Below are 26,237 nucleotides of genomic sequence, written 5' to 3'. Positions count from 1 at the left end.
TTAATTATTTTTACTAAGTTGATGACCCATAAGGTTTTCTTTAGTCTCAAGGTAAAATTGGTTAAACGGATTAGAGTGAATTATTAACGGGATGCGCTTTACAACCTCAATTCCGTATGCTTCTAATCCTACAATTTTCTCCGGATTATTGGTTAACAAATTTAATTTCTTAACCTCTAAATTTTTCAGAATTTGGGCAGCTACATCATATTCTCGTTCATCTGAAGCAAAACCCAAATGTAAATTGGCTTCTATGGTATCCATACCTTCTTCTTGTAATTTATAGGCCTTCATCTTATTCATTAAACCAATACCTCTTCCTTCTTGTTGCAAATAAACAATAATGCCACTTCCATTATTCTCAATCATTTTCATAGCTTCTATTAATTGTTCTCCACAATCGCATTTTAATGACCCAAATAAATCTCCAGTAGCACAAGACGAATGAATACGAGTTAAGACCGTATCTTCAGAAGTTAAATCTCCTTTAATAAGTGCCATGTGCTCTTTTCCATTTACTTTTTCTTGAAATGGAACCAATTCAAATTGTCCATACTTAGTTGGAAGTTTAACGCGTTCCCCTTGTAAAATATGAGTGTCTGTCATAAATTTTATATTTACTAAACTGTTTTTTTGAAATAAGTATTAATGACTACAGACATGCTCATTTTCATGGTTTGCATTATGGTCTGAACAACTAATACCACTATCCGAAATATCGCCTTCAACATACTGTAAAATTACATCTGAAGATTTACCAGAACAACCTCTTATAACACTTATACCTGCATCATTTAATTTGTTTACAGCACCATCTCCAATGTTACCAGACAACATAACCTTTACACCTACATCAACTAAATCATTAATAATATTTGATTTGCATCCGCAACCTTCCTCAGACTCTAACAGTTTTAAATCTATAATTTCATTAGCACTAGAAAAAGTATATATTTCATAAAACCTACTATGCCCAAAGTGATCTTCTATGGTGTTATCACTTGTTATTGGTATTGCTATTCTTTTCATTTTTGAAACATTTAATTTTGTAATCTTATTATTGCATTTTTTTCGTCGTCCTTTTCCAAAAGGTCTATTTTCAGGATAGGAATAAGTATCAGATTTTGTCTTTCTACATGTTCCTAATTTCATTCCTGTTTTTGGACCTAAATTCTCTGGGCCTTTGTGATTAAAGTGCGGCATAATCTATTCATTTAAATTTTCTAATTCGTCTTTATCATCATCTGGACACTCATTACATTTAATAGAATCTTCAATTCCATCTATTAATTTAAAACATCGTTTGCATTTATACCAATCTTTATCAAATTCGAAGTCTCCACCTTTAATAACTATAGATTTGCCTTCCACAAAAGCTTGTCCAATTTTTTTTAAAGCACTATTATAAATTCTGGTGAGTGTTGGTCTTGAAACCTCTAACTTTTCAGCTGCTTCGTCTTGAGAAAGATTATCATAAATAACCAATTTAACCGTTTCGTATTCTTCATATTGCATGATAACTTGCTCTGTATCACAAAATCGAATTCCGAATGGCTTAAAACCAAGCATTTTAGGTGGATGGTTAATTTTCCTCTTTTTTTTGGGCCGTGACATTATCTGTTTTTTACAAAGGTAATGAACTTACGTTCATAACTTGTTTTATTATTTAAAAAATAATGTAAATAAATGACTGACTAAATTATGTAGAATGATATTGAAATATTAAATAAAACCTACAAGCAAATTCACCTGTGCTTTATACACTTTATGACTATTCACATGAGCAAGGCGTATAAACAAGCATACAAAAGCCAATCACAATCCTAAATAGTTAAACTAAAAAGCTAAGTAAGAAAAGAATAAAAAAAGGGGAAATAAAATAATCCTGATAAAATAAGAATTGAGAAAAGCTAGATGAGAGCTAAACCACAAACAAATAAATCATGAAGAAATGAGAAATGGCGCCTGCCAAAACAAACAAATGCCAAATGACGTGATTATAAGGAATCTTTTGTATCGCATAAAAAATGATACCAACAGTGTAAAACAAACCTCCTGCAAATAACCATAAAATCCCTTCAGGTCCTAGAGATGCTGAGGCATTAGCAAAGTCAAAAACAATTAACCAACCCATTACTAAATACAAAAGCGTTGAAAATATCTCGAAACGTCCTGTAAAAAAAAGTTTTAAAATCACACCAAAAGCAGCAACTCCCCAAACGGTCCAAAAGAGTGTCCAACCTAAGGTCTCTGTTAATGATATCAGTAAAACTGGTGTATACGTTCCTGCTATTAGAAAATATATACTTACGTGGTCAACAATTCTAAAGTAATGCTTCTGTTTTTCATCTTCAACAGAATGATAAAGTGTAGAGGCAGAAAATAAAATAATGATAGACATTCCGTAAATAATAACACTAAACAAATGCCAAGGCTGCGTATGGTCTACTTTTAAAATTAAAAGAACCAAAGCTGCCAAGCCTAGAACTGCACCAAAACCGTGTGTCCAAGCATTTAATTTTTCTTCTTGTTTAGTTTGGATTCGCATGTTTAACTTTTAAAGTCTTTGTAGTTGCTTTTTGAGGCTTATACCATTTATTATAACAGGCATAAAAATCAATATCAAATGCTGGTTCTTGTCGACTTAAACGTTCATTTTGAAACGCACGTTGTAAAATATCTTCAATCAAATAATCTTCTTCCTCTTCTAAAGGATTAAACTCCCTTTTTAATGATATATCAAATAAACTAGCAGTACTATTAAACCAAAAGGCTCGCCAACCACTTCGTAATTCTTTAATAAGATCAAAAGTAGTTTTTCCGGTTTGTCTATGAATCAATTTTACTAAAATCTGACCTTCCGTTTTTGTCAATTTCTTTAATTCTGCAGAAAATTCATCTTCAATATACTTCTGAATAACTTTTGCATAGCGTTTTTTATCTCGTTTACGCTCTAATTCATCGAGTCGTTTTTGCAGTGCCTCTAAACGTTCTGCAGCAAGTTTAGCATAAGGATAAACCTTTAAAGTTTTTCGTCTTAAAATGATATATCTAATTCTAGCTGCTTTATCTGCAAACTTTAAATTAGGTAATACTAACACTTCATTTAACTCTACAGCTGTTACTGGTATAGAATCACCTTCAATAATCATATACTGCACTTCTGTGGAGTCTTGCTCTTGCTCCACAGGTGTTTCTTGTGCTGATAAAACCACAGAAAAAAACATTGCGATGTAAATAATATACTTCATCAGTTTATTTATTGCCAAAATCGTTCCAAAGTTTCGATTTTAATACTATTCAAAATTAGCAATATTTATAGTCTATAACCCTAAAATCGCATTAATATTATTATTTTTAAGGAAAATTTACACAGATGGCTAAAAAACAATTATTGAACAAAAAGTCTATGGACTTTTTAGAGAAATATTTAAATAATGCGTCGCCTACAGGTTATGAGTGGGAAGGACAAAAAATATGGATGAATTATCTAAAACCTTATGTAGATGAATTTATCACAGATACTTATGGTTCTGCCGTTGCAGTAATAAACCCAAAAGCAAAATACAAGGTTGTAATTGAAGGACATGCAGATGAAATTTCTTGGTATGTTAACTATATTTCAGACAATGGATTAATATATGTTATCCGAAATGGAGGGAGCGATCACCAAATTGCACCAAGTAAAATTGTAAATATTCATACAAAAAATGGTATCGTAAAAGGAGTATTTGGTTGGCCAGCAATCCATACCAGAAGCAAAGCTAAAGAACAAGCTCCTAAACCAGATAATATTTGTATTGATATTGGAGCAAAAGATAAAGCCGAAGTTGAAAAAATGGGTGTTCATGTCGGTTGTGTAATTACGTATCCAGATGAATTTCATATTCTTAATAAAGACAAATTTGTTTGTAGAGCATTAGATAATAGAATGGGTGGTTTTATGATTGCCGAAGTTGCTCGTTTACTACATGAAAACAATAAGACATTGCCTTTTGGACTTTACATTACCAATTCTGTACAAGAAGAAATTGGGTTACGTGGTGCTGAAATGATTACAGAAACGATTAAACCAAACGTTGCTATTGTTACAGATGTAACACACGATACAACAACACCAATGATTGAACAAAAAACGCAAGGTTATGCGGAAATTGGTAAAGGTCCTGTAATTGCTTATGCTCCAGCTGTACAACAAAAATTACGTGATTTAATTACAGATACTGCTGAAGAGAAGAAAATTCCTTTTCAACGTGCTGCATTATCTAGAGCAACAGGTACTGACACAGATGCTTTTGCTTACAGTAATGGTGGTGTTGCTTCTGCCCTAATTTCTTTACCATTGCGCTACATGCATACAACTGTAGAAATGGTACATAAAGAAGACGTAGAAAATGTGATTAAATTAATTTATGAAACATTATTAAAAATAGAAGACGGAGAAACTTTTAGTTATTTTAAATAATCTTACTTAAGACCTATTAGGTTTATAAAACCTAATAGGTCTATTTTTTTTATGGATGAATATCTTGATATAGTAGACAAAAAATGCAAACCTACGGGTGAAACAGCTTTAAAATCTGAAATTCACAAAAACGGTTGGTTACATAATACCGTTCATGTGTGGTTTTACACTTTAGATGGCCATATACTTTTGCAGCAACGTTCACATAGAAAATTAATTTGCCCATTACTTTGGGATGTTTCTGTTGCAGGACATGTTGATGCTGGTGAATCTATAGAATCTGCAGCTGTTAGAGAAACTAAAGAAGAGATTGGATTAGACATTAGCGCTAACGATTTAAGAAGAATTGCTACCCATTTTCATACAGCCACTTATAATAATGGTGCTATCCAAGATAACGAATTTCATCATATTTTTATTTCAGAATTAAAGGTACCACTAAAAGATTTGATTCCTCAACCAGATGAAGTTGAAGACATAAAACTAGTTACATTAGATACATTTACAGAATTAGTTTTTAATAGTTCTAAAAACATGCATTTTGTTGAAAGTAATAGCGATTACTACCATTTTATAAATGGGGAAATCTTTAATCAAATCTCTGAATGAATTTACTTCTATTAGCAATCGCACCTGTTTTTGCCATCCTCTTATATATTTATGTTCAAGATAAACACGAAAAAGAACCAAGAGGTTTATTAATTTCTAGTTTTCTTTTAGGTGCTGTTGTAAGTATATTAATAGTCTTTGTATTGTACTTTTTTACAGGCAGGTTTATACCTATCACAGATGAATTTAGTGTGTGGCAACAGTTTATTCAGGCTTTTGTCGTTGTTGCATTATCAGAAGAATTTAGCAAATACGTCATTGTAAAATATTTTGCACAACCCAAAAAAGCTTTTAACGAACCTTACGATGGAATTATTTATGCTGTAATGGTCTCTATGGGTTTTGCATGTACCGAAAATCTAATGTACGTTATCGATGGTGGCTACCAAACAGCTTTAGTAAGAGCTTTTACAGCGGTACCAGCTCATGCTACTTTCGGTGTTTTAATGGGTTATTACATGGGAAAAGCGAAATTCTCAAACAACAGACTGGTTCTTAATTTAATAGGTCTTCTTTTAGCAACCATATTCCATGGTGCTTACGATTTCTTCTTATTTATCAATTTTATTCCTGGAATTTCAATTGGTGCTTTTATCTCTTTAATTATTGGAATTCTATTATCTCGGAAAGCTATTAAAAAACATCAAGACGATTCTCATTTTAAGTCTTCTTAAGCTTTCAAAGAAATATTTAACGGATTTTATCGCTAACAATACAACATAATGCTTATAAATTTATGAGATTCTCAAAATATCCTTACTAATTTCATTTTTTGTTTGATGTTTTCGTTATAACTTAGCAATTCTTTAACAAAACATAGCATATGTACAAAATAAAAGTCAATTCTACAGATACTTTTGAATTATCAAAAGATACTTTAGAAACATTAGACATTGTAGAAACTTCTACCGACACTTATCATATTCTTGAAGATAATACTTCAGTAAAAGCTGAAATATTACAAACCGACTTTAATAAGAAAACCTACTCAATTAAAGTAAATAACAATACCTACGACGTTACTATTAACGACATTTTAGATCAACAAATTGAAGCTTTAGGTTTTGAAATTGGTGCTTTAAAACAAGTTAATGATATAAAAGCTCCTATGCCTGGTTTAATATTAGAAGTTAGCGTAAAAGTTGGTGATGAAGTTAAAGAAAATGATACTTTAATAATTCTTGAAGCCATGAAAATGGAAAATGTAATGCATTCACCTCGAGAAGGAATTATAAAATCCATTCACGTAAAATATGGTGAGACGGTAGATAAAAACGCACTTTTAATTGAATTTGAAAGCTAAATAAAAGTCTTTTTTATCTCGCTCTAAGCACAGTCTAAGTGTATTGAAAAGTAAGTATAATTAAAATAGATCTTCCGTTTTTACGGAACATAAAGATGAAAAAAATATTAGTAGCAAATAGAGGCGAAATTGCCATAAGAGTCATGAAAACGGCTAAGAAAATGGGCATTAAAACAGTTGCTGTATTTTCTGAAGCAGACCGTAATGCACCTCACGTAAAATATGCAGACCAAGCCGTTTGTATTGGTCTAGCTCCATCAAATGAGTCGTATTTAAGAGGCGATAAAATTATAGAGGTTTCAAAATCGCTTCATGTTGATGCCATCCATCCTGGTTATGGTTTTTTAAGTGAAAACGCTGATTTTGCAGAATTGTGCGAAGACAATGATATCATTTTTATCGGACCACGTTCTAAAGCGATCAAATTAATGGGTAATAAATTAGCCGCTAAGGACACCATAAAGGATTATGATATCCCTATGGTACCTGGAACGGACGAGGCTATTACAGATATTCCTGAAGCAAAAAAAATCGCAAAAACGATAGGATTCCCTATCCTTATTAAAGCTTCAGCTGGAGGCGGCGGAAAAGGCATGCGTATTGTTGAAAACGAAGCCGAATTTGAATCGCAAATGAATAGAGCTATTAGTGAAGCGAAGTCTTCATTTGGTGATGGCTCTGTGTTTATTGAAAAATATGTGGCTTCTCCTCGACATATAGAAATTCAAGTAATGGCAGACACACATGGTCATATAATTCATCTTTTTGAGCGCGAATGTTCTATACAACGTCGTCATCAAAAAATAGTTGAAGAAGCACCTTCTGCTGCACTAACACCAGAACTAAGAGAAAAAATGGGACAAGCTGCCATAAATGTAGCACGCTCATGTGACTATGTCGGAGCCGGAACTGTGGAATTCCTTTTAGATGAAAACTTCAATTTCTATTTCTTAGAAATGAATACTAGACTCCAAGTAGAACATCCGGTTACCGAGTGGATTTCTGGTGTAGATTTAGTAGAACTTCAAATTAAAGTTGCAAGAGGTGAAAAACTAAATATTAAACAAGAAGATTTAAAAATTAATGGTCATGCTTTAGAACTTCGTGTTTACGCTGAAGATCCTATGAATGACTTTTTACCAAGCGTTGGAAACTTAGAGGTTTATAAACTTCCTGAAGGAGAGAATATAAGAGTAGATAATGGTTATGAAGAAGGCATGGATATCCCTATTTATTATGACCCAATGCTATCTAAACTAATTACTTACGGAAGCACTCGGGAAGAAGCAATTGCATTGATGATAACAGCCATTAATAATTACCAGATAAAAGGTGTACAAAGTACATTACCTTTTGGTCGCTTTGTTTGTGAACATGATGCTTTTAGAAGTGGTGTTTTTGACACCCATTTTGTAAAAAACCACTACTCTTTTAGCTTATTAAAAGAACAACATCTAATAGAAGCCGAAATTGCAGCAAAAATTGCATTAAAGCATTTTTTAAAAGAACAGAAATTATTACGAGTACGGAATAAGCAGTAAGCAGTAAGCAGTAATTAAAAATCAGACAACGCTTTGCGTTCACGTGAAAAACAAAAAACAGCATGGAATCCAAAATAAAAACACTCAACGACAAACTAGCCTTAGCCAAATTAGGAGGAGGACAAGCTAGAATTGATAAACAACACCAAAAGAAAAAACTAACCGCAAGAGAACGCGTAATGTATCTTTTAGATGAAGGTTCTTTTGAGGAAATTGGTGCTTTAGTTACACACAGAACTAAAGACTTCGGCATGGCAGACCAGCAATTTTATGGTGATGGTGTGGTAACAGGTTACGGAACTGTTAATGGCAAATTAATCTATGTTTTTGCACAAGATTTTACCGTTTTTGGTGGTTCATTATCCGAAACACATGCTGAAAAAATCTGTAAGATTATGGATTTAGCGGTTAATGTTGGCGCTCCTATTATTGGGCTTAATGATTCTGGAGGTGCACGTATTCAAGAAGGCGTGCGCTCATTAGCTGGTTATGCTGATATTTTTTATAAAAATGTGCAATCATCTGGTGTTATCCCTCAGATTTCTGCCATAATGGGTCCTTGTGCTGGTGGAGCGGTTTATTCACCTGCTATGACAGATTTCACATTAATGGTTGAAGACACAAGTTATATGTTTGTAACTGGTCCAAATGTTGTAAAAACAGTGACTAACGAAGAAGTAACAAGTGAAGAATTAGGTGGCGCAAGTGTTCATTCTTCTAAGTCTGGAGTCGCTCACAAAACATCTACAAATGATGTAGAATGTTTAGAGGACATCAAAAAACTTTTGAGTTTTTTACCACAAAGTAATAAAACGAAACCTGAAGATATTTCTTTTGAACTCAAAGAGGAAGTTAGAGACTCTTTGGCTAGCATTGTACCTGAGAATCCTAATAAGCCTTACGATATGCATCAAGTTATTGAAGGTATTATAGATGAAGATTCTTTCTATGAAATTCATAAAAACTATGCAGAAAATATTATTGTAGGTTTTGCTCGTTTAGGTGGAAAAAGTATTGGTATTGTGGCGAACCAACCTATGTTTTTAGCAGGTGTTCTAGATGTTAATAGCTCTAAAAAAGCAGCGCGTTTTGTACGATTCTGCGATTGTTTTAATATTCCACTTTTAGTATTAGAAGATGTACCAGGTTTTTTACCCGGAACAGACCAAGAATGGAATGGCATCATCGTTAATGGTGCGAAATTATTATACGCTTTTAGCGAAGCTACAGTGCCAAGAATTACGGTAATTACAAGAAAAGCGTATGGAGGTGCTTATGATGTTATGAACTCTAAACACATTGGAGCTGACATGAATTTTGCATGGCCTAATGCCGAAATTGCTGTTATGGGAGCAAAAGGTGCCGCCGAAATCATATTTAAACGCGAAATTTCTAAAGCTGAAGACAAAGAAGCGAAGTGGAAAGAGAAAGAAGCCGAATACGCTAATTTATTTGCCAATCCATATAGTGCAGCAGAACGTGGTTTTATAGATGATGTTATTTTACCACAAAACACGAGACGAAAATTAATAAAAGCATTTAGTATGCTAGAGAATAAAGACGTTGTAAAACCTGATCGTAAACACGGAAATATCCCGTTGTAATTTATTAATAGAACTTAAAATTTAAACCCAACAAACTATAATAATTTGTTGGGTTTAAATTTTTCAATAACTTAATTAACTATTTATCTAATAATCGTCTATGATAATTTATTTGCCCCAAATGATAAGCTAAGTGAGACGCTAAATGCACCAAAAAATATTCAGTTGTCATTGGCTCTTTAAAAACCTGAGGTTTATATTCTGCTTGTAAATCTTTTGAAGTTAGATTTTTCAAAGTGCTTTCTACTATAACTATTGTATCTTCAAATTGTTGAATTAATTCTGACTTTGGCACATCTTCTAACGAAAACTCCAATCCTCGTTGTCTCTCATAACCTGAATTCCCTAATATTGAACCTATAAAATGATTCAAATTACCTAAAATATGAAGACTTAAAGCACCTGCAGAATTTGTAATTAGCCCATCTATCTTCCAGATATTTGCGTCATCGTTATATTGACTAATTTCCTCAATTAATTTATTAAGATCTCTATTAAATAATTTAATTAATGTCTCTGTTAGCATAGGTTTAAAATCTAGATTAATTTAATGTTATATTAAGATTCTTTGTAATCAAAAATAGACAATAATAGTTACTTTTGCGCCATGCAAAATCAAAAACGGTCTCAGTTAGAATTTGTGGTATTAATGGCAGCTTTAATGTCTATTGTTGCCTTATCAATTGATGCTGTATTACCTGCTCTACCAAGAATAGGAGACTATTTGAGTAGTGTTAACGAAACCGAAAATCAAAAACTAATCACAACTATCTTTTTAGGACTTGGTTTTGGGCAACTGATATTTGGTCCACTTTCGGATAGTTTTGGCCGTAAACCAATGGTCTATGCTGGTTTTGGTGTTTTTGTAATTGCTTCCGTAATTTGTATTACAACCAGGAATTTTGAAATGATGCTTTTTGGACGTGTTCTGCAAGGTATTGGTTTATCATCACCAAGAACTATGAGTATTGCCATTGTGCGAGATTCTTATAGTGGTGATCACATGGCGAAAATCTTATCTGTTGTAACGATGACGTTTATTTTGGTTCCTGTGATTGCTCCAATGTTAGGTCAGTTTTTGTTAAATCATTTCGATTGGCAATCCATTTTTAATGTCAACTTAATTTTTGGATCCTTAATTATATTCTGGTTTTGGAAACGACAACCAGAAACTTTACATGATCAGTATAGAAAAACCTATAGGTTAGCCATATTTAAATCTGGTACTATTACATTTTTCAGAATAAAGTCTGCTGTTATATACACCTTACTCTCTGGTCTAATTACAGGTTCGTTTATGGTATACTTGAGTACGTCTCAACAAATCTTCCAAGTTCAATATGATTTAGGAGAATATTTCCCTTATATATTTGCGAGTTTAGCTATTACTATTGGGTTATCAACCTTTTTAAACAGTGCCATTGTAATGCGTTTTGGGATGTGGAATTTGGTAAATATTGCCTTAATAGCCTTTGTATTAATCTCACTTATATATGTGATTCTGTTTTGGTCTGGCGTTAATCCTCCAATAGAAATTCTTATCGTATTTCTAATGCTTCAGTTTGCTAGTGTCGCTTTCTTATTTGGTAATTATAGAGCTTTAGCCATGCAACCCATGGGACATATTGCAGGCATCGGTTCTGCTCTTAATGGTTTTATATCAACAGTAATGGCAGTACCAATAGCTAACTATATAGGGAGTTTTATAAAAACATCTGTTCTGCCTCTTTTTATAGGTTTTTTTATCACAGGTATTATTGCTTTAGTGCTATTTTACAGTGTAAAAAAACCAGTTAGAGATATAGGCTAGGAATCTTAAAAGATTTCTAAACCACCTTTACCTTCTCTAACAATAACAGGTTCATCTTCTGATAAATCAATTATAGTTGACGCTTCATTGTCTCCATAACCACCATCAATAACAATATCGACTAATTTATCCCATTTTTCAAGAATTAACTCTGGATCTGTAGTGTATTCTAAAACATCATCTTCATCTCTGATAGACGTTGAAACAATAGGATTTCCTAAGGCAGCAACTAAAGCTAGTGCTATAGAATTATCTGGAACTCTAATCCCTACTGTTTTTCGTTTTTTAAATGGGTTTGGCAAGTTTTTAGATCCTGGCAAAATAAAAGTATAAGGTCCTGGTAATGCCCTTTTTAATATTTTAAAAGTTGTAGTGTCTATCTGTTTTACATAGTCGCTAAGATTACTTAAATCTTCGCAAACGAAGGAAAAATTCGATTTTTCAAGCTTAACACCTTTAATTTGAGCAATTCGTTCTAAAGCTTTAATATTAGTAATATCACAACCTAAACCATAAACGGTATCAGTTGGATAAATTACTAAACCTCCACTTTTCAGCGATTTAACTACTTTCTGAATCGCTTTTGGATTCGGATTTTCTGGATATATTTTAACAAATTCAGCCATAATAACTATCTTTAGGACACGTTTACAAAGTAACTATATTTTTTATTATGAAGCATTTAAAATTAGTATTCATCTTATTGATTTCAATTTCCGCACTATTTTCATGCTCATCCGATAATGATGACAATGCCCAACCACAAGTTTTAGACCCATTAGAATCGTATACAGAACTCAATGTTTCTTATGGATCAGATAGTGATCAGGTTTTTGATTTATACTTACCTGCAAACAGAACAGCCAATACTAAAACTTTAATCCTTGTGCATGGAGGAGGCTGGTCTGCTGGCGACAAAGCCGACATGAATGACTTTAAAGATTTTATTTTAGATCAAATGCCTTCCTATGCCGTTGTAAACATAAATTACCGCTTAGCAGATACAAATAACCAAGCATACCCAATGCAAATAGATGATATTACAAGCGTAATTAATTGGTTAGAAGCTAATGAAGCCTATTACACAATTGCTGAAGATATAGGTTTTGTAGGTGTTAGTGCTGGTGCGCATTTGTCATTATTATGGAGTTATGGTTTTGATACTAATAACAAAACTGAAATGGTTTGCAGCGTTGTAGGCCCAACTAATTTCACGGATCCTGCTTACCTAGATAATACAGACCCTATACTACAAGGCTTGTTAGTTAATTTAGGTCTAGATACATCAATACCATATCTTGAAGAAATAAGTCCGTACCACAGAGCAACAATTTTAGCTCCTCCAACAATTATGTTTTATGGTGGAGAAGACCCTTTAGTACCAACAACACAAGGTACAGCAATGCGAGATAAACTAGAAGAATTGAATGTAACGCATGAATTTACATTATACCCAGATGAAGGCCATGGTTGGGTTGGGCTTAATCTTTTAGATACTACTATAAAATTAAAGAACTTTATAGAAACACACCTATAACGGTAATGTGTTAAAATACAGTTTGAAAAATGTTAAAAACATAAAATAATGTAAAATAAAGAGTAGTTTGTATGTCTATATAATATGCATCAATCAATCAAAATCATTTTCGCCTTGTTTATTTCAGTTAAGCTCTATGCTACTGACTATAAACCTCCTATCGTTTTTTCTAAAGCAGAATTTGTAAATACATCAACCACAAGAATTCCGTTTAAAGTAATTGACCAACTTATTGTTGTAGAAGTTGAACTCTTAGATAAGGAAGGTAATTTTATTATTGATACTGGGTCTGAAACCTTAATTTTAAATAGCGTTCATTATAAAGCTTCAAGATCCTATAGATCGAATACCAAACAACGAAGTGGAGTTCATATTGAAATTGAAGATGTAGTAGAAAAACACCTTCAAAAACTTAGTTTAGAAGATTTTAGGTTAGAAAATTTAAATGCTGATGTTATCGATTTATCTCATATAGAAAAGATTAAGAAAATTGAAGTTTTAGGCATTATTGGTTTTAGCGTATTGAAAGATTTTGAAATTTTTATTGATATGCACTTAAATCAAATCACGTTGACTAAAACAGATAAGAATGGTGAGCGTTTGTCCCAAAAAGTTTATGCAGAAACAATCCATGATAGCATTGATTTTAAACTTAAGAAGCACACAATAATTATTGATGCACAAATTGAAAATAAACAAGTGAAATTTGGATTAGATACAGGTGCAGAATACAATCAACTGAATAAAAATATAGATTCAGAAATTTTAGACTATTTTTATCCTAGTAAAGAATTAAAACTTACAGGTGCTAGCGGTAAGAAATTGAAAGTTATGGCAGGAAAATTGTATAGAGTTAGATTGAATGATTCAATTTACTTTGGACCAATGAAAACTGTACTTACTAATTTAAGGCAAATGAATAGTGCATTTGGCACTAATCTCGATGGCATTCTTGGTTTTGAATTTTTCGCTCAACAACGAACGATTATTAACTACAAAAAACAGAAACTCTATTTTATTAAGTTTCCGATTATAAAGCCTTGAAAATAAAAACAAATCATCTTTTTTTTCTCCTATTAACTTTACTATTTAGCTGTAAAATTTTTGCCCAAAGCCAAACAAAAAAAGGCTTCGATATTAATGGTGAGCAGGTCACTTTTGTATTCAACGTTAATGATTATCCCAATATTAAAAATAATGATGTTAACATAAAGGATGTTTTTGTTTCTGGCGAATTTAATAATTGGGCATTAGACCAATGGCCAATGACTAAAGTCAATGATACTATTTACCAATTAAAAAAAGACCTATCGGTATTTACTTCAAATTTTGGATGGGAATTTAAGTTTATAGTTAACAGTGAACATTGGGCAGAACCAACAAGCGATTTTGAAAACAGCGTAGACGCAAAAAACCCTGATGGTTTTCCATTAATGGTTTACAACCTTAAACTTTATAGTGCTTTTGCAACAGATAATGGCAATGTTAATTTTGAGTTGAAAGGTTTCAAGGATGCCAAAAAAGTTATTTTAAGTGGTACATTTAACCGTTGGGACGAAACAGGTTTTTTAATGAAACCTACAGAAGATGGTTGGAAAGTGACATTACAATTGAAACCAGATATCTATCAATACAAGTTTATAATTGATGGGAAATGGATTGAGGACCCACAAAATCCTTCAAAAATTGAAAACGAATACAGCGGTTACAATTCTGTGATTGATGTGCAAAAAAACGTAACTTTTGAATTATGCGATTTTAAAGATGCCAAAACCGTCATTTTAAGTGGCGACTTTAATGATTGGTCTATAGATAACTATAAAATGATATGGCAAGACAGCTGCTGGACATACAACAAAAGATTATCTGGAGGAAAACACCATTATAAATTTATTGTTGATGGCCAATGGATTACTGACCCACATAATTCGGTAAAAGAATATGATGGCAAAGGGAATATTAATTCCGTTTGTATGATAAAATAATTACTCTTTAATCTTGCTTAGTTCTTAAGATTTCGAGCTTAGCAAAACGTAATAATAACTTTTTAGTATCACCATTCTGAAACTTAATTTCGGCTTTTGCATCACCTCCTGCACCTTCTAAGCTCATCACTTGACCTCTACCAAAACGTTGATGATTAACTGTTCTACCTACAGTTAACTTACTATCAAAAGAACCTGAATCACTTTCAGTCTTATCTAGTTTCTTCAATTTTTTTGGTGTACTAATTTTAAAGTTTTCAGATTTTTTGCTCATCTCTTTTTTATGAATCTTGGCTGTTTTAGGTTTTGCAAATCTAACGCGATTTGGCTCAATATCTCCAAATATAGAAGCGTCTAACATAGGGTTAAAACGTTCTTTTAATGGTGTAGTAATATTTATAAATTTGTCATCAATCTCTTCGATAAAACGACTTGGTTCTGCATCTATTAGTTTTCCCCAACGGTAACGCGATAATGTATACGTTAAATAGGCTTGTTTTTCGGCTCTTGTTAATGCCACATAAAATAAACGTCGCTCCTCTTCTAGTTCACTTCTAGTATTCATACTCATTCCACTCGGAAATAAGTCTTCTTCCATACCAACAATAAACACATGTCCAAACTCTAGACCTTTAGCTAAGTGAATTGTCATTAACGCAACATGGTCTGGATCGCCTTTATCTCCATCTAAATCCGTTGCTAAGGCTATATCTTCTAAAAATTCTGCTAAAGAATCACCAGCATCTGCCAATTCCATTTGTCCTTCAACAAAATCTTTAATACCGTTAAGTAATTCTTGTACGTTATCCATTTTGACAACACCTTCTGGTGTGCCATCTTTTCCTAATTCTCTAACTAAACCACTTGTTTTGGAAACATGCTCTGCTAAATCGAAGGCATTCGCAGTTTGGTTCATCACCTTGTAGCTTTCAATAAGTGTTACAAAATCTCTAAGTTTATTTTTGGTACCATTATTAATGTTTACATTAACTGAATCAATATTCTTAATAACATCATAGATGGTTTGTCCTGTAGCATTTGCAGCAACAATTAAGCGATCAACTGTAGTTTGTCCAATACCTCTGGCAGGATAATTAATAACACGTTTTAATGCTTCTTCATCTGCAGAATTAAGAATTAAGCGTAGATAAGCTGTAACGTCTTTAATTTCCTTACGTTGATAAAATGATAAACCTCCATAAATTCTGTACGGAATATCTCGTTTTCTCAACGCGTCTTCAATGGCTCTAGATTGCGCATTGGTACGATACAAAACTGCAAAATCACTGTTATGCAGTTGCTCATTCATCTTAGTATCCCAAATTGTGCTAGCCACATAACGACCTTCATCACCATCTGTAATTGCTCTATGCACAATAACCTTTTCACCAACATCATTAGCAGTCCAAACGATTTTATCTAGCTTAGTTTTGTTATGTTCTATTACAGAATTTGCTGCACCTACAATATTTTTAGTAGAACGGTAATTTTGTTCTAAACGAAACATTTTTACACCATCGTAATCCTTCTGAAAATTTAAGATGTTGTTAATATTAGCACCACGGAAGGCATATATACTCTGCGCATCATCACCAACCACACAAATATTTTGAAAACGATCAGCTAAAGCTCTTACTATTAAGTATTGTGAGTGATTAGTATCTTGGTACTCATCAACCAAAATATATCTAAACTTATCTTGGTATTGTGCCAACACATTAGGAAAACGTGTTAATAACTCATTGGTTCTCAACAATAAATCATCAAAATCCATTGCACCAGCTTTAAAACAACGATCTACGTATTCTTTGTAAATCTCTCCAATTCTTGGTCGCCTTGCCATGGCATCTGCTTCCATTAATTCAGGATTTTTAAAATAAGCTTTAACGGTAACTAGGTTATTTTTGTAAGATGAGATTCTGCTATAAACTTGCTTGGTTTTGTAAATATCTTTATCGAGTCCCATTTCTTTAATAATAGAGCCCATTAATTTTTGCGAATCTTGTGTATCGTAAATTGTAAAATTGCTTGGAAAACCTAAATGATGACCTTCAAAACGAAGGATTTTAGCAAAAACAGAGTGGAATGTTCCCATCCAAAGGTTTTTAGCTTCACCATCACCAACAATGTCCGCAATTCTGCCTTTCATCTCTTTTGCCGCTTTATTGGTAAAGGTTAATGCCAAAATATTGAAAGAATCGACACCTTTACTCATTAAATAAGCAATACGATAAGTAAGCACACGCGTTTTACCAGAACCTGCACCAGCAATGATAATCATTGGTCCATTTACCTGAATAGTAGGTTCTAGTTGAGCGTCATTAAGTTGACTGAGATATTTTTCCAAGTTAAAATTTTTTGAAGCTGTAAATTTACGGATACTCTTATAGTTATCCGAATTGAAAGCCATTAAATATTAAAACATTGTTTAAATTACTGATTTTTATTACTCTTTTTGAAGCCCATCACCTGTCATAGCTGTAAGTAAACCTTGTTTTACATTTAACCAAACAAAATTAAAAACAGATTTAGAAACATCCCTTTCTACCTGTTTATCTTGTCCGTAACGAAATTTATTCTTTTGTTCTTCACTATTATTTGAAACTATCAAATTAATTAAATTCGATAAAAATCTGTTTTTTTCTTTTCCATTCTTTTTTAAAATAGCTACTTCAAAATCTTCATATTTCATTTTCAAATCAACACGAGACAGTTCCTTATTAGCACTAATGGTAAAATAAGTTTGCTCTAACTCACCGTTTAAATCCACATTGAGATTCGCTTTTGTAAACTGATCTAATTGATCTGCGCTAAACAATCCTAAATCGGCTTTAAATTCAAAATGGTCTGTAATATCAGCTACTTTGAAATTCCAATTGACTTTTAAAGCTGAATTCTCCATGAATGTTGAACTCACCTTAATTTCTGTCTGTTCATTTTGGTTAATGTTACCTAGGTTAAAAATTGTAGCCTCTATGTCTTTAAAACCTAATTGTCCTGCTGGTTTCTCAGAATTTACTTTTTCTAAATAGGATATTTTACCGTTTGAAATTTCAACGGAATTAAGACCTAATTCAAAACTTAAATCCCTTAGCATCGTTCCGTACAATGGCTTATATGTTGTATCATCTGCGACTAACTTATCTCTGTAAATTTCAGCTTCTGGTGAAATTATTTTTACTTTTTCTGACTTAAAAAAGACCTTTTTATCAGGACTTAATCCATATTCGGTATCCTGGAATTTCAATTCTTTTATTTTTAGATTAAAATGATCACGTTCGGTTTTTAAAATCTTAGAATATTCAATCTTATTGTATTTTGTTTTTATTTTAAAATCTTTAAACGTCGCATTCGTATTAGTAATTAGAATCGAGTCTGCAAATAAACCATCAAACTTATTAATGGCATATTTCACTTTTTCAGCGTTTAAATTAAAATCCACATATTTAATCCGCTTTTCAATTTTGGAAGCTCGTGGATTGATTTGAAGTCCTTTTAATTCAAAATTAAATGTTGGAATACTTAAAAGAGTTGAATCCGTGTCTGAGTTTAAAACCAAAACATCGGCATTGTTAATTACTATTTTGTCAACCTTAATGATTTGTTTTAAATTGTCTAGAATTCCCTTACTGTATTGGTCATTCTTAACCTTTGGATTATGTTTATATTTTACAACAAGCTGATCTAAAACTATTTCGTCAATTGTAACCTCATTATTCACTAAATAATCATAATAACTAACATCCTTTATTTCAATTACATTCAATTTAGCATTGAGAATAGTTTTGTCTGTTGTTTTTCCTAGAACAGTTAATTGTGGAAATTTTAATTCTAAATTACCTGTCCATATATTAAAATTCACATCAGCGTAATCTAACTTAATTGATTTTGGTAAATCTTTGATTGCAGTTTCAATTTTGTCCTCAATAAATCGATTTGTAATTAGCGTTGTTAGCAACGTAATAGCAAATACAATGGTAATTGAAATTAGAATTCTATTACCTTTGTCCTTTATCATTATTGAAGAATTTTAGAATTGAATAATTAAGAATAAAATTACCTAAACCACCTTCAACTACTTAACTATAACAGAAAATTTCTTAACTCATAAACGAATGACGGTTAAGCATTAAAAAGCTCTAAAAACACTTTTTTCTGAGCGCGAGCAATAGGTATTCGTTTTTCATTATCTAAAACTAAATAGCCTTCATTTTCAAAATGCCTAACCTTATTGATATTAACAATGTGAGATTTATGGCATTTAAAAAAAATAGAAGACATCTTTTTTGCAAACTTTCCTAAATTGTAAGAACTCGTTAAAGTTGTATTGTCTTCTACGTGAATCTTAGTATAACCTTCGTAGCCTTCAATATGCAAAACCTCATCTTGAGGAATAAAAGACAACCCTTTTGCTGTTGGCACAATTAGTTTATTATTATCCGATACTGTGGCCGAAATCAATTTTAGAAGTCTAGAATTTTGGTCAACAGAATTTTGAGATTCAATAACCTCTAAGGCTTTATCAATCGCTATTTGCAGTTCATTATTATCTATTGGTTTAAGAATATAATCTATTGCATTTTCCTTAAATGCTTTAATAGCATATTCACTAAAAGCGGTTACAAAAATCACCTGAAAATCGATAACCTTAACAGCCTCTAACAACTCAAAACCATTAATTCTTGGCATTTGTATATCTAAAAAGACAAGTTGCGGTTTTAGTTCTTTTATAGCATTTATTGCCGCTTCTGGTTTTTGATATGTGCCAACAATATTTAAATTAGGAAAAAGTTTTTCTATCTTTTTTTGTAAGCCTTTTAAATTAGAAATCTCATCATCAACCAATATAGCTTTTACATTATCTGTCATAACTTTTGAATTATAAAAATTGATTTATTTCCTTTTTCATCTCTATTTGGATAAATTTCTTCCTCAGAATACGAGATTTTCCACTTTCTAGAATTATTTAAATAATGAAGTCTATCTTTTAATACATGAGACGACTTTATATTTTCATTTTGTCTTTTTTTAGTGTTTACAAAACCAACACCATCATCTATAATCTCTACAATTATAGTGTGGTTATTTTCACTTTTAAAATTTACAACAACTTCGCCTTCGTCTATTTTATTAAATATACCATGATTTATCGCGTTTTCTATAATAGGCTGTAAAATCATTGTTGGTATTGTTGTATTTTGAATATCTAAACTATTATCTATATTAATTTGAAAGTTTAATTTTTCTTTGAATCTAAGTTTTTCAATTTCCAGATAATTTTTAAGCAAGGTTGTTTCTGCCCTTAACGATATTTCATTTTCTTTAGAAAGCTCAAAGAATTGCCTTACTAATTTAGAAAACTTAACCAAATACATTTCTGAAGCTTCAAAATCATTTTCGTTTATATAATATTGAATTGCTGCCAAAGAGTTAAACACAAAATGAGGATTCATTTGTGAACGCAATGCCTTTAATTGCAATTCTGACAATCGTTTATCATCAAATATTTTTTGATTCTTTTTGAATTGGGAACGTTTTACGTATATAACAGATATTAATGCCACCAGAAAAACACCTAGAAATACAATCAGAGTTTTAAACCAAAATGTCTGCCACCACATCGCTTTTATTCTAAAGTTAATAGTTTTTGTAACCGACTTGTCCCGAATATTAAAGACATAATTTCCTGGTTGAAGATTATTAAAATTAACCGTATTCACAGAAGTCTTTACCCAATTAGACTGCAAAGGCTCTAGTTTATATTGATAATCTTTATTTTTAAAGTTAGCATCAGAAAAATCAATACTTTCAAACTTAAAATTAACAACATTGCTACTTTTATAATTGTAACTAGATTGGTCTTTTGTTATAGCTTCTGCGTTATAGGTTGCGCTATTAATTAGTACATCTATTAATAAATCTTTTCTTGCCTGATGAATTGGTAGTATTGCTAAGCCATTATTTGCACCTACAATTAAATCTTTTGTGGTAACATAAACAGAATTGATATTATCATTAGGCAATCCGTCATTTACATTATAAGTCCTAATTAACTCATAATTGTTATCTTTTTTTAGGAAATGTAAAACGCCTGAGTTTGTTGCCAACCAAATAGATTCATCCTTTACATAAGCATTCTGAACAATCAAAAACTCTGAATTAACCAAAGGATTAATTGTTTTTAAATCTGAAATATAACTACCAAAACCATCCGTATTTATTAAAATTTCTGACTCTGATATCGGTACGATACTTAATACAGACTTATTAAATTTTTCATTCTTAAACCTAATTGTTTTTATTGCATCCTTTTTTAATTCTTTTAAACCATTATTAGTTGCTAATATTAATCTAGAATTAAAAACCAATAAATCATTACAACCTCTGAGAACAAGGTCTTTTTTTATATTTAATGTTTTAGGCTCTAATTTATAAATACCAAAAGAATAAATGCCATATATATGAGATTCAAAATAGGTAAGCTTTTTTATAAAAGAGTTGACTTCTAAGGAGTCAAATATCGATACATCAAAACTAAAGATTTCTCGCTTCCCATTCTTTTCTGCAATTAGACTGCTCCACGACAAATAGTAATTTGTATTAAGACTATTAATAGATAGCGCTCCAAAAATGTAATCTTTAGAATTTAAATAAGGATTAAATGTTTCGTCTAAGTCATTGTAAACAAAAAATCCTTTATTATAAACACTAGCAATCAATTTGCGATTTACAATGTTTAGATTCTGAACCTTTTCATTAGTAAACTTATAGGCTATGTTTTGCTTTACAAAAGGCAATTTGTAAACACCATTGGTAAATGTAGATAGCCACACCGTATTCTGCCTATCTATAAAGCCGAAATGCGCATTTAACTCCGAAGGAAAAAATATGGGTTCTATAACATGAAAATCTTTATCTAATTTAGCGACAAAACTATCACCTGAAATCTGAATTTGATTTCCAACCAAATTTATTCTTGGATGCTTAAGCCTCTCTATACCAACTTCTCCTTTGTGGGTGAAACTTTTTAACTCTAGGGTATTTAAGTTTAAAAAAGTATAATTTTTATCTGATATTAAATAAAACAAACTATCTGATATCTGACCTCGAGAAGCATTTTGATACATAATATCTTTAGCTGAATATTGAGCCAAAACATGTAATGCTTCGTCATATAAATTTAAAGTGCTTGAATTAAAATCTACATTTAGATATCTTACTTTACTATTATAAACTCTAGTATAATTCTTTATTTTATTTATTGACGTTTTTGGATTTGCAAACCGCCTCCAAACGTTATCCTTTAAATGGTGACTGGTTTTAGGACCAGAGAGATAAACCTTATTATCAATCTGTGTACTAAAAATTGGATTTATTACTTCCTCTTCATTTTCATTAGGAAAAGAAAATACGCTATCATTTTCTATGTAACCTAAGTGTGTAGATTTAGACATATACCAAATTTTACCATCTGGTGTTGTAAACGCATCCCAAACATCGTTATTAGGTAAACCTTGTTTTGTTGTAAAGTTTTTTAATACTTTACCATTATACCTTACCATTCCTTTATCGGTTAAAAACCAAATAAAACCCTTAGCATCTTGCACAATAGTATAGACATGATTACTAGGTAATCCGTCTTTAGTAGAAATATTAGTATATTGTTGTGAAAATGAAAAGCTCCATATCAAAATAAAATATATTGTGATATGGAACCTGTTTTTTTTCAATTGAATTGATTTAATATATTTACAAAGTAAAGCTTTCTTATATTAATAATTTTGATCTGCATCTCTTTTTACTCTGCAAACACCAGAAATATTATGAGTGACACTATTATCATCTAAATAGGTTCCAGAAAAATCAAACTCTATATAATCACCAACATTATTTGATGTTGTTGACGTTACAGTTGCTGTAATTGGGTGAGAGGAAAAATCTAGAGAAAGCACAAAAAGGTTACTAAAAGTGTTTTCTGAAAAATAAAATTTAGCCGTAGGATTACTATCTAAGGCAATTCCCCAATTATAATTAGTATTTGGCATAAATGAACCAGAACTATCAAAAGTAAAAACAGCCGAAATACGCCTAAAATCTCCACTTGGTTGCTGACCAGAAGCATTAATCTCGTACTTATCAATTATTGTAGAGCTATCGGTTTCTAAATGCCCTTCCGTATCATAATCAAAAATACGTTCTACACCATCAATTGTGTACTTAAAATACTCATCTGTATTTCCTGTAGTAGTTGAGCCATCATCATCATTATTACATGAAGTAACAGTACACAATGCAAACAGTAGATATATTATTTTTTTCATCTTTTAACTTTTTTTAATCTTGAAAAACACCTAAAGTCCCTTCATAATGCCCTGTAAATATTTCACCTAAATTGTTTACATATACATAATCTACATCAATTGTACTTTGTGATGGATCTGTACTATTTATATTAATGGCATTCACTATTAATAATGGTGTATCATTATTAGGACCTTGTGCATTAGTTGAATCATCTGATGATGGATTTCCATACTCAAGTCCATCAATGAAATATGGTGTTGATAAAGACTCCATAGTTCCTAAGTAGTCTTCTACTATAACTGTGTCTGGTGATATATTTCCTGGTGCGCTGTAGACATCACCATTATAGGTGTTTCCTGCTTGTGGAACCGAATTTACCAAACTTGGATTATCTAAGACTTTCAAATTAAAAAAAACAAAATTAGACGTGTTTAATGTAAATATATACTCATCAGCATCCGTTGGTGCTCCTAAACTTGAATCTCCATCTGCCATGCGACCATCTATGAAGAAAAAATTATACTCATCTGGGAAACCATCTGCCGGATTATCATCATCCTCATCAATTTCAAAATAAGCATTGGCTGTTTCATGAAACACATTATTATGCATAAAACCATCTGAAGGTGTTGCTGTATCCGTCTGGGCATCATCATTACTATCACAACTAAAAATTAAAATTGTAAATAATATTAGAATTGTTTTTAGTGTTTTCATCATTGTTTATGAATTAAAAAATGGATTTGAGATTAATCTAAAATTATTCCTAAAGTACCTTCATAATGACCTGAAATTAAAGTTCCATCTGTTGCCAGAAACGTATAATCTATATCAATTGTACTATTTGTTGGTGCAGAATAATCAATATTAATAGCATTTATTGTTACAGTCGGACCCATTGTTCCCGGATAATACCAAGTACCTAAATTTTCTGAAATGTGTGAATAATCAATTCCATTATCTGTTCCAAAAGCTGCATTTACTTGTAGATTATATCCAATGAATGAATCGGTAGAAAAACCAGAGCTAAACCCATTAGTTAATATACTAGACGCAACATAAGTTTGCCCTGCAGCAATTGCACTTGTTGTTAAACTAGGATTAGAAGTATCTGCCAATACTTTTAATTTTACCAATTTTGAAGTTGTGTTTAAACTATAAGCATAAGCGTGGCCAACACCTACATCTCCAAATGTATCTGTCATTCTTCCATCAGTAAAGAAAAAATTATAATAATCGGGAAGGCCATCATTATTAGAATCTATTTGGTCTATGGTAATATATGCGTTTTCGGTATCATAAAACGTTGCATTTATTGTAAATCCGTCAGTTGAAACAGTAGTTACAGCATCGTCATTATTATCACAATTTGTAAATGTCAAAATAGACACTATTATTAAAAGTTTAAGCTTTTTCATAATACTAATTTTAATGTACACTCTAATTAAGAGTGTACATTATGGTTTTGAATATTAATGAAAGACGTCAATAATTACACAATATTCTGCTTCTACTCCTCCACCTGTTATATCATATCGCATTTCTTCTCCAACAGCAGTTCCTGCACGTTGGCATTTTACATTTACACTATAAATTGTACCACCAACACTCAATTGTCCTGATCCTGTAGCATTATTAGTAACAACTTCTGTAACAAACCAAAAATCACCTGGATCCGAAGCTTTGTAAATTTCTATTTCTGGTCCATTAGAAGACGTTTGATAAAAATCTGTGACTAGGTCTGCTTCTGGTATTAGTGTTTGTGTATTCTGACTATCATAAAAAGTAAAGCCTGCATAATTGCAATCGTCTTGATTATCTGCACTACCATCGTCGTTATCGCAATTAGAGATTGTAAGTGTAATTGCAAGTAAAAGGATTGTTTTAAAAATTGATTTCATAATTATTATTTGTTTAGGTTAAATTGTTATTTGTTTATTGGCCAAGTGCTACAAAGTTGCCAAAGCCAATTTGTAATGAAGATTGTAAATTAAAAGTACTACTACTTATATCATAAATATGTAATCCATCTGCATCTGTCACATAGGCGTAATTCCCACTTAATGCAACACCACTGGCTCTAGAAAGGATTTTCATATCTTGTAACGATAACGTCGCTAAATCGTACATTCTAACACTATCAGAACTAGATTGTAGTGGTGCATTTGCACTAGCTTTCATCGTTATATAAGCATAACCATTATGTATTGCAAAAGCCGTTGGATAACCTTCAATATTCACCTCATTTACTAAGGTTAATGAACTAGCATCAAACTGTTTAATTTTTTTATCAATAGTATTTGCAACATAAACATATGTGCCATCTGTTTCTACCCAACTGTGATATTGCCCAAAAGGAGAATCTCCATAAGAAGCAATATCTATATCTGTAGTATTAAATATTCCTGTTGCAGTTGGAGTACCAGGATTGGTTACTTCATAAGAATGCAATCCGTTGGCTTGATCTATTACAAATAATTCATTCTGAATCTTTGTTAAACTCATAGCATCGCCTCCCAAATTAACTTGAGAACTGAAGTTTAGATTTACTAAATCCACAACGTGCAAGCCTCTGTAAATATCTGTTAGATAGCCAATACCATTAACCGTGTACATATCACTTAACAAACTAAAAGCAAGCGTATTATCTTTTGGTATTGTAGTTGCTATTGAAGGAAACACTGGATTACTAATATCTACTAAACTAATATATGGTTCAATAGCATCGTATTGAGCAACGTAAGCGACGTTTGGTGAAACACTTACAAAATAAGATGTATTAATAGCAATACTATTTACCAAAGTTGGTGTTGTTGGTGTAGATACATCTATAATTTTTAAATCTGTACCATCTGTAATATATGCATATTGTGGAGTAATTGTGCTTCCTGATGAACTTGACGAACTATTATCACTACAACTAAAAGTAAACAGTATGATAAACAGGCATAGACTAGTTTTAATATTTTTCATTGATTTATTGATTTAGGGCACTATTAGAGTTTTCACTTATTGCTTTTTATAACTAAAACCACTAATCACAGCAGCAAAATACCTTGTAATTAAAAGACCACATACA

At 31.7% G+C, this 26,237-nt stretch carries 26 protein-coding genes; 10 read left to right on the top strand and 16 right to left on the bottom strand.

Going from position 1 to position 26,237, the window contains the following annotated elements:
- The 5 genes from ribA to Q0807_RS06745 form a co-directional block, all read right to left on the bottom strand.
- Positions 1-606 (bottom strand): GTP cyclohydrolase II, encoded by a 606-nt coding sequence (gene ribA, locus Q0807_RS06765; protein ID WP_299107853.1) that lies wholly within the window; start codon positions 604-606, stop codon positions 1-3.
- 39 nt (positions 607-645) lie between these two features.
- Positions 646-1,203 (bottom strand): NifB/NifX family molybdenum-iron cluster-binding protein, encoded by a 558-nt coding sequence (locus Q0807_RS06760; RefSeq protein ID WP_299107851.1) that lies wholly within the window; start codon positions 1,201-1,203, stop codon positions 646-648.
- 3 nt (positions 1,204-1,206) lie between these two features.
- The gene (locus tag Q0807_RS06755) at positions 1,207-1,614 is read right to left on the bottom strand and encodes a DUF134 domain-containing protein (protein WP_299107849.1); all 408 of its coding nucleotides are present in this window, start codon (positions 1,612-1,614) and stop codon (positions 1,207-1,209) included.
- Between the two features lie 307 nt (positions 1,615-1,921).
- The gene (locus tag Q0807_RS06750) at positions 1,922-2,548 is read right to left on the bottom strand and encodes a hemolysin III family protein (protein ID WP_299107847.1); all 627 of its coding nucleotides are present in this window, start codon (positions 2,546-2,548) and stop codon (positions 1,922-1,924) included.
- Positions 2,532-3,251, bottom strand: a complete 720-nt coding sequence (locus Q0807_RS06745) for a DUF4294 domain-containing protein (protein ID WP_299107846.1) — start codon at positions 3,249-3,251, stop codon at positions 2,532-2,534. The genes Q0807_RS06750 and Q0807_RS06745 overlap by 17 nt, the downstream gene beginning before the upstream one ends.
- Before the next feature lie 125 nt (positions 3,252-3,376).
- On the opposite strand from Q0807_RS06745, the gene Q0807_RS06740 reads away from it, so the two are divergent.
- The 6 genes from Q0807_RS06740 (at position 3,377) to Q0807_RS06715 (ending at position 9,522) form a co-directional block, all read left to right on the top strand.
- Positions 3,377-4,465: a M42 family metallopeptidase gene (locus tag Q0807_RS06740; protein ID WP_299107845.1), complete on the top strand. Its 1,089-nt coding sequence runs from the start codon at positions 3,377-3,379 to the stop codon at positions 4,463-4,465.
- A 51-nt stretch (positions 4,466-4,516) separates the two neighbouring features.
- Complete coding sequence (locus tag Q0807_RS06735; RefSeq protein ID WP_299107844.1) at positions 4,517-5,074, top strand: NUDIX domain-containing protein; 558 nt, start codon at positions 4,517-4,519, stop codon at positions 5,072-5,074.
- Positions 5,071-5,748, top strand: coding sequence for a PrsW family glutamic-type intramembrane protease (locus Q0807_RS06730; RefSeq protein WP_299107843.1), 678 nt, complete (start codon positions 5,071-5,073; stop codon positions 5,746-5,748). Before Q0807_RS06735 ends, Q0807_RS06730 begins: the two co-directional genes overlap by 4 nt.
- 149 nt (positions 5,749-5,897) lie before the next feature.
- Positions 5,898-6,377: an acetyl-CoA carboxylase biotin carboxyl carrier protein subunit gene (locus tag Q0807_RS06725; protein ID WP_299107842.1), complete on the top strand. Its 480-nt coding sequence runs from the start codon at positions 5,898-5,900 to the stop codon at positions 6,375-6,377.
- A 95-nt stretch (positions 6,378-6,472) separates the two neighbouring features.
- Positions 6,473-7,918: an acetyl-CoA carboxylase biotin carboxylase subunit gene (gene accC, locus Q0807_RS06720; RefSeq protein WP_299107841.1), complete on the top strand. Its 1,446-nt coding sequence runs from the start codon at positions 6,473-6,475 to the stop codon at positions 7,916-7,918.
- A 62-nt stretch (positions 7,919-7,980) separates the two neighbouring features.
- A complete protein-coding gene (locus Q0807_RS06715) occupies positions 7,981-9,522 on the top strand; it encodes an acyl-CoA carboxylase subunit beta (RefSeq protein ID WP_299107840.1) in 1,542 nt (513 codons plus the stop codon).
- Between the two features lie 79 nt (positions 9,523-9,601).
- On the opposite strand, the gene Q0807_RS06710 is transcribed toward Q0807_RS06715, so the two are convergent.
- Positions 9,602-10,048, bottom strand: coding sequence for a DinB family protein (locus Q0807_RS06710; RefSeq protein WP_299107838.1), 447 nt, complete (start codon positions 10,046-10,048; stop codon positions 9,602-9,604).
- Between the two features lie 81 nt (positions 10,049-10,129).
- Here Q0807_RS06710 and Q0807_RS06705 point away from each other — a divergent pair, with 81 nt between their 5' ends.
- On the top strand, positions 10,130-11,332 hold the full coding sequence (locus Q0807_RS06705) for a multidrug effflux MFS transporter (RefSeq protein ID WP_299107836.1): 1,203 nt from the start codon (positions 10,130-10,132) through the stop codon (positions 11,330-11,332).
- A gap of 5 nt (positions 11,333-11,337) precedes the next feature.
- On the opposite strand, the gene Q0807_RS06700 is transcribed toward Q0807_RS06705, so the two are convergent.
- A complete protein-coding gene (locus Q0807_RS06700; RefSeq protein WP_299107834.1) occupies positions 11,338-11,958 on the bottom strand; it encodes an L-threonylcarbamoyladenylate synthase in 621 nt (206 codons plus the stop codon).
- Positions 11,959-12,005: 47 nt separating this feature from the next.
- Between Q0807_RS06700 and Q0807_RS06695 the strand changes: the two genes are divergently transcribed.
- The 3 genes from Q0807_RS06695 (at position 12,006) to Q0807_RS06685 (ending at position 14,854) form a co-directional block, all read left to right on the top strand.
- A complete protein-coding gene (locus Q0807_RS06695; RefSeq protein ID WP_299107831.1) occupies positions 12,006-12,869 on the top strand; it encodes an alpha/beta hydrolase in 864 nt (287 codons plus the stop codon).
- Positions 12,870-12,953: 84 nt separating this feature from the next.
- Entirely contained in the window at positions 12,954-13,913 is a 960-nt protein-coding gene (locus Q0807_RS06690) for a pepsin/retropepsin-like aspartic protease family protein (protein WP_299107829.1), read from the top strand.
- Complete coding sequence (locus tag Q0807_RS06685; protein WP_299107827.1) at positions 13,910-14,854, top strand: hypothetical protein; 945 nt, start codon at positions 13,910-13,912, stop codon at positions 14,852-14,854. Before Q0807_RS06690 ends, Q0807_RS06685 begins: the two co-directional genes overlap by 4 nt.
- A 7-nt stretch (positions 14,855-14,861) precedes the next feature.
- On the opposite strand, the gene Q0807_RS06680 is transcribed toward Q0807_RS06685, so the two are convergent.
- The 9 genes from Q0807_RS06680 to Q0807_RS06640 form a co-directional block, all read right to left on the bottom strand.
- Positions 14,862-17,201 (bottom strand): ATP-dependent helicase, encoded by a 2,340-nt coding sequence (locus tag Q0807_RS06680; protein ID WP_299107825.1) that lies wholly within the window; start codon positions 17,199-17,201, stop codon positions 14,862-14,864.
- A 99-nt stretch (positions 17,202-17,300) separates the two neighbouring features.
- Complete coding sequence (locus Q0807_RS06675) at positions 17,301-18,872, bottom strand: hypothetical protein (protein WP_299107823.1); 1,572 nt, start codon at positions 18,870-18,872, stop codon at positions 17,301-17,303.
- 104 nt (positions 18,873-18,976) lie between these two features.
- On the bottom strand, positions 18,977-19,723 hold the full coding sequence (locus tag Q0807_RS06670) for a LytTR family DNA-binding domain-containing protein (RefSeq protein WP_299107821.1): 747 nt from the start codon (positions 19,721-19,723) through the stop codon (positions 18,977-18,979).
- Positions 19,720-22,545 (bottom strand): sensor histidine kinase, encoded by a 2,826-nt coding sequence (locus Q0807_RS06665; protein WP_299107819.1) that lies wholly within the window; start codon positions 22,543-22,545, stop codon positions 19,720-19,722. The genes Q0807_RS06670 and Q0807_RS06665 overlap by 4 nt, the downstream gene beginning before the upstream one ends.
- Before the next feature lie 81 nt (positions 22,546-22,626).
- On the bottom strand, positions 22,627-23,175 hold the full coding sequence (locus Q0807_RS06660; RefSeq protein ID WP_299107817.1) for a hypothetical protein: 549 nt from the start codon (positions 23,173-23,175) through the stop codon (positions 22,627-22,629).
- A gap of 13 nt (positions 23,176-23,188) precedes the next feature.
- Positions 23,189-23,878, bottom strand: a complete 690-nt coding sequence (locus Q0807_RS06655; RefSeq protein WP_299107815.1) for a hypothetical protein — start codon at positions 23,876-23,878, stop codon at positions 23,189-23,191.
- A gap of 29 nt (positions 23,879-23,907) precedes the next feature.
- Positions 23,908-24,576 (bottom strand): hypothetical protein, encoded by a 669-nt coding sequence (locus tag Q0807_RS06650; protein WP_299107813.1) that lies wholly within the window; start codon positions 24,574-24,576, stop codon positions 23,908-23,910.
- Between the two features lie 54 nt (positions 24,577-24,630).
- Positions 24,631-25,059, bottom strand: a complete 429-nt coding sequence (locus tag Q0807_RS06645) for a hypothetical protein (RefSeq protein ID WP_299107811.1) — start codon at positions 25,057-25,059, stop codon at positions 24,631-24,633.
- Between the two features lie 34 nt (positions 25,060-25,093).
- Positions 25,094-26,131, bottom strand: coding sequence for an LVIVD repeat-containing protein (locus Q0807_RS06640; protein WP_299107809.1), 1,038 nt, complete (start codon positions 26,129-26,131; stop codon positions 25,094-25,096).
- Positions 26,132-26,237: the final 106 nt, after the last annotated feature.

Origin of the sequence: uncultured Winogradskyella sp., assembly GCF_947495255.1 — a bacterium.
Lineage (GTDB): Bacteria > Bacteroidota > Bacteroidia > Flavobacteriales > Flavobacteriaceae > Winogradskyella.
The sequence above is the reverse complement of the archived record's forward strand: the minus strand, read 5'-3'. Positions and strand labels throughout refer to the sequence as shown.

Bases quoted from the DNA above. Each gene is read 5' to 3' on its own strand.
- ribA (WP_299107853.1), bottom strand. From the start codon at position 606: ATGACAGACACTCATATTTTACAAGGGGAACGCGTTAAACTTCCAACT.
- Q0807_RS06760 (WP_299107851.1), bottom strand. From the start codon at position 1,203: ATGCCGCACTTTAATCACAAAGGCCCAGAGAATTTAGGTCCAAAAACA.
- Q0807_RS06755 (WP_299107849.1), bottom strand. From the start codon at position 1,614: ATGTCACGGCCCAAAAAAAAGAGGAAAATTAACCATCCACCTAAAATG.
- Q0807_RS06750 (WP_299107847.1), bottom strand. From the start codon at position 2,548: ATGCGAATCCAAACTAAACAAGAAGAAAAATTAAATGCTTGGACACAC.
- Q0807_RS06745 (WP_299107846.1), bottom strand. From the start codon at position 3,251: ATGAAGTATATTATTTACATCGCAATGTTTTTTTCTGTGGTTTTATCA.
- Q0807_RS06740 (WP_299107845.1), top strand. From the start codon at position 3,377: ATGGCTAAAAAACAATTATTGAACAAAAAGTCTATGGACTTTTTAGAG.
- Q0807_RS06735 (WP_299107844.1), top strand. From the start codon at position 4,517: ATGGATGAATATCTTGATATAGTAGACAAAAAATGCAAACCTACGGGT.
- Q0807_RS06730 (WP_299107843.1), top strand. From the start codon at position 5,071: ATGAATTTACTTCTATTAGCAATCGCACCTGTTTTTGCCATCCTCTTA.
- Q0807_RS06725 (WP_299107842.1), top strand. From the start codon at position 5,898: ATGTACAAAATAAAAGTCAATTCTACAGATACTTTTGAATTATCAAAA.
- accC (WP_299107841.1), top strand. From the start codon at position 6,473: ATGAAAAAAATATTAGTAGCAAATAGAGGCGAAATTGCCATAAGAGTC.
- Q0807_RS06715 (WP_299107840.1), top strand. From the start codon at position 7,981: ATGGAATCCAAAATAAAAACACTCAACGACAAACTAGCCTTAGCCAAA.
- Q0807_RS06710 (WP_299107838.1), bottom strand. From the start codon at position 10,048: ATGCTAACAGAGACATTAATTAAATTATTTAATAGAGATCTTAATAAA.
- Q0807_RS06705 (WP_299107836.1), top strand. From the start codon at position 10,130: ATGCAAAATCAAAAACGGTCTCAGTTAGAATTTGTGGTATTAATGGCA.
- Q0807_RS06700 (WP_299107834.1), bottom strand. From the start codon at position 11,958: ATGGCTGAATTTGTTAAAATATATCCAGAAAATCCGAATCCAAAAGCG.
- Q0807_RS06695 (WP_299107831.1), top strand. From the start codon at position 12,006: ATGAAGCATTTAAAATTAGTATTCATCTTATTGATTTCAATTTCCGCA.
- Q0807_RS06690 (WP_299107829.1), top strand. From the start codon at position 12,954: ATGCATCAATCAATCAAAATCATTTTCGCCTTGTTTATTTCAGTTAAG.
- Q0807_RS06675 (WP_299107823.1), bottom strand. From the start codon at position 18,872: ATGATAAAGGACAAAGGTAATAGAATTCTAATTTCAATTACCATTGTA.
- Q0807_RS06670 (WP_299107821.1), bottom strand. From the start codon at position 19,723: ATGACAGATAATGTAAAAGCTATATTGGTTGATGATGAGATTTCTAAT.
- Q0807_RS06660 (WP_299107817.1), bottom strand. From the start codon at position 23,175: ATGAAAAAAATAATATATCTACTGTTTGCATTGTGTACTGTTACTTCA.
- Q0807_RS06655 (WP_299107815.1), bottom strand. From the start codon at position 23,878: ATGATGAAAACACTAAAAACAATTCTAATATTATTTACAATTTTAATT.
- Q0807_RS06650 (WP_299107813.1), bottom strand. From the start codon at position 24,576: ATGAAAAAGCTTAAACTTTTAATAATAGTGTCTATTTTGACATTTACA.
- Q0807_RS06645 (WP_299107811.1), bottom strand. From the start codon at position 25,059: ATGAAATCAATTTTTAAAACAATCCTTTTACTTGCAATTACACTTACA.
- Q0807_RS06640 (WP_299107809.1), bottom strand. From the start codon at position 26,131: ATGAAAAATATTAAAACTAGTCTATGCCTGTTTATCATACTGTTTACT.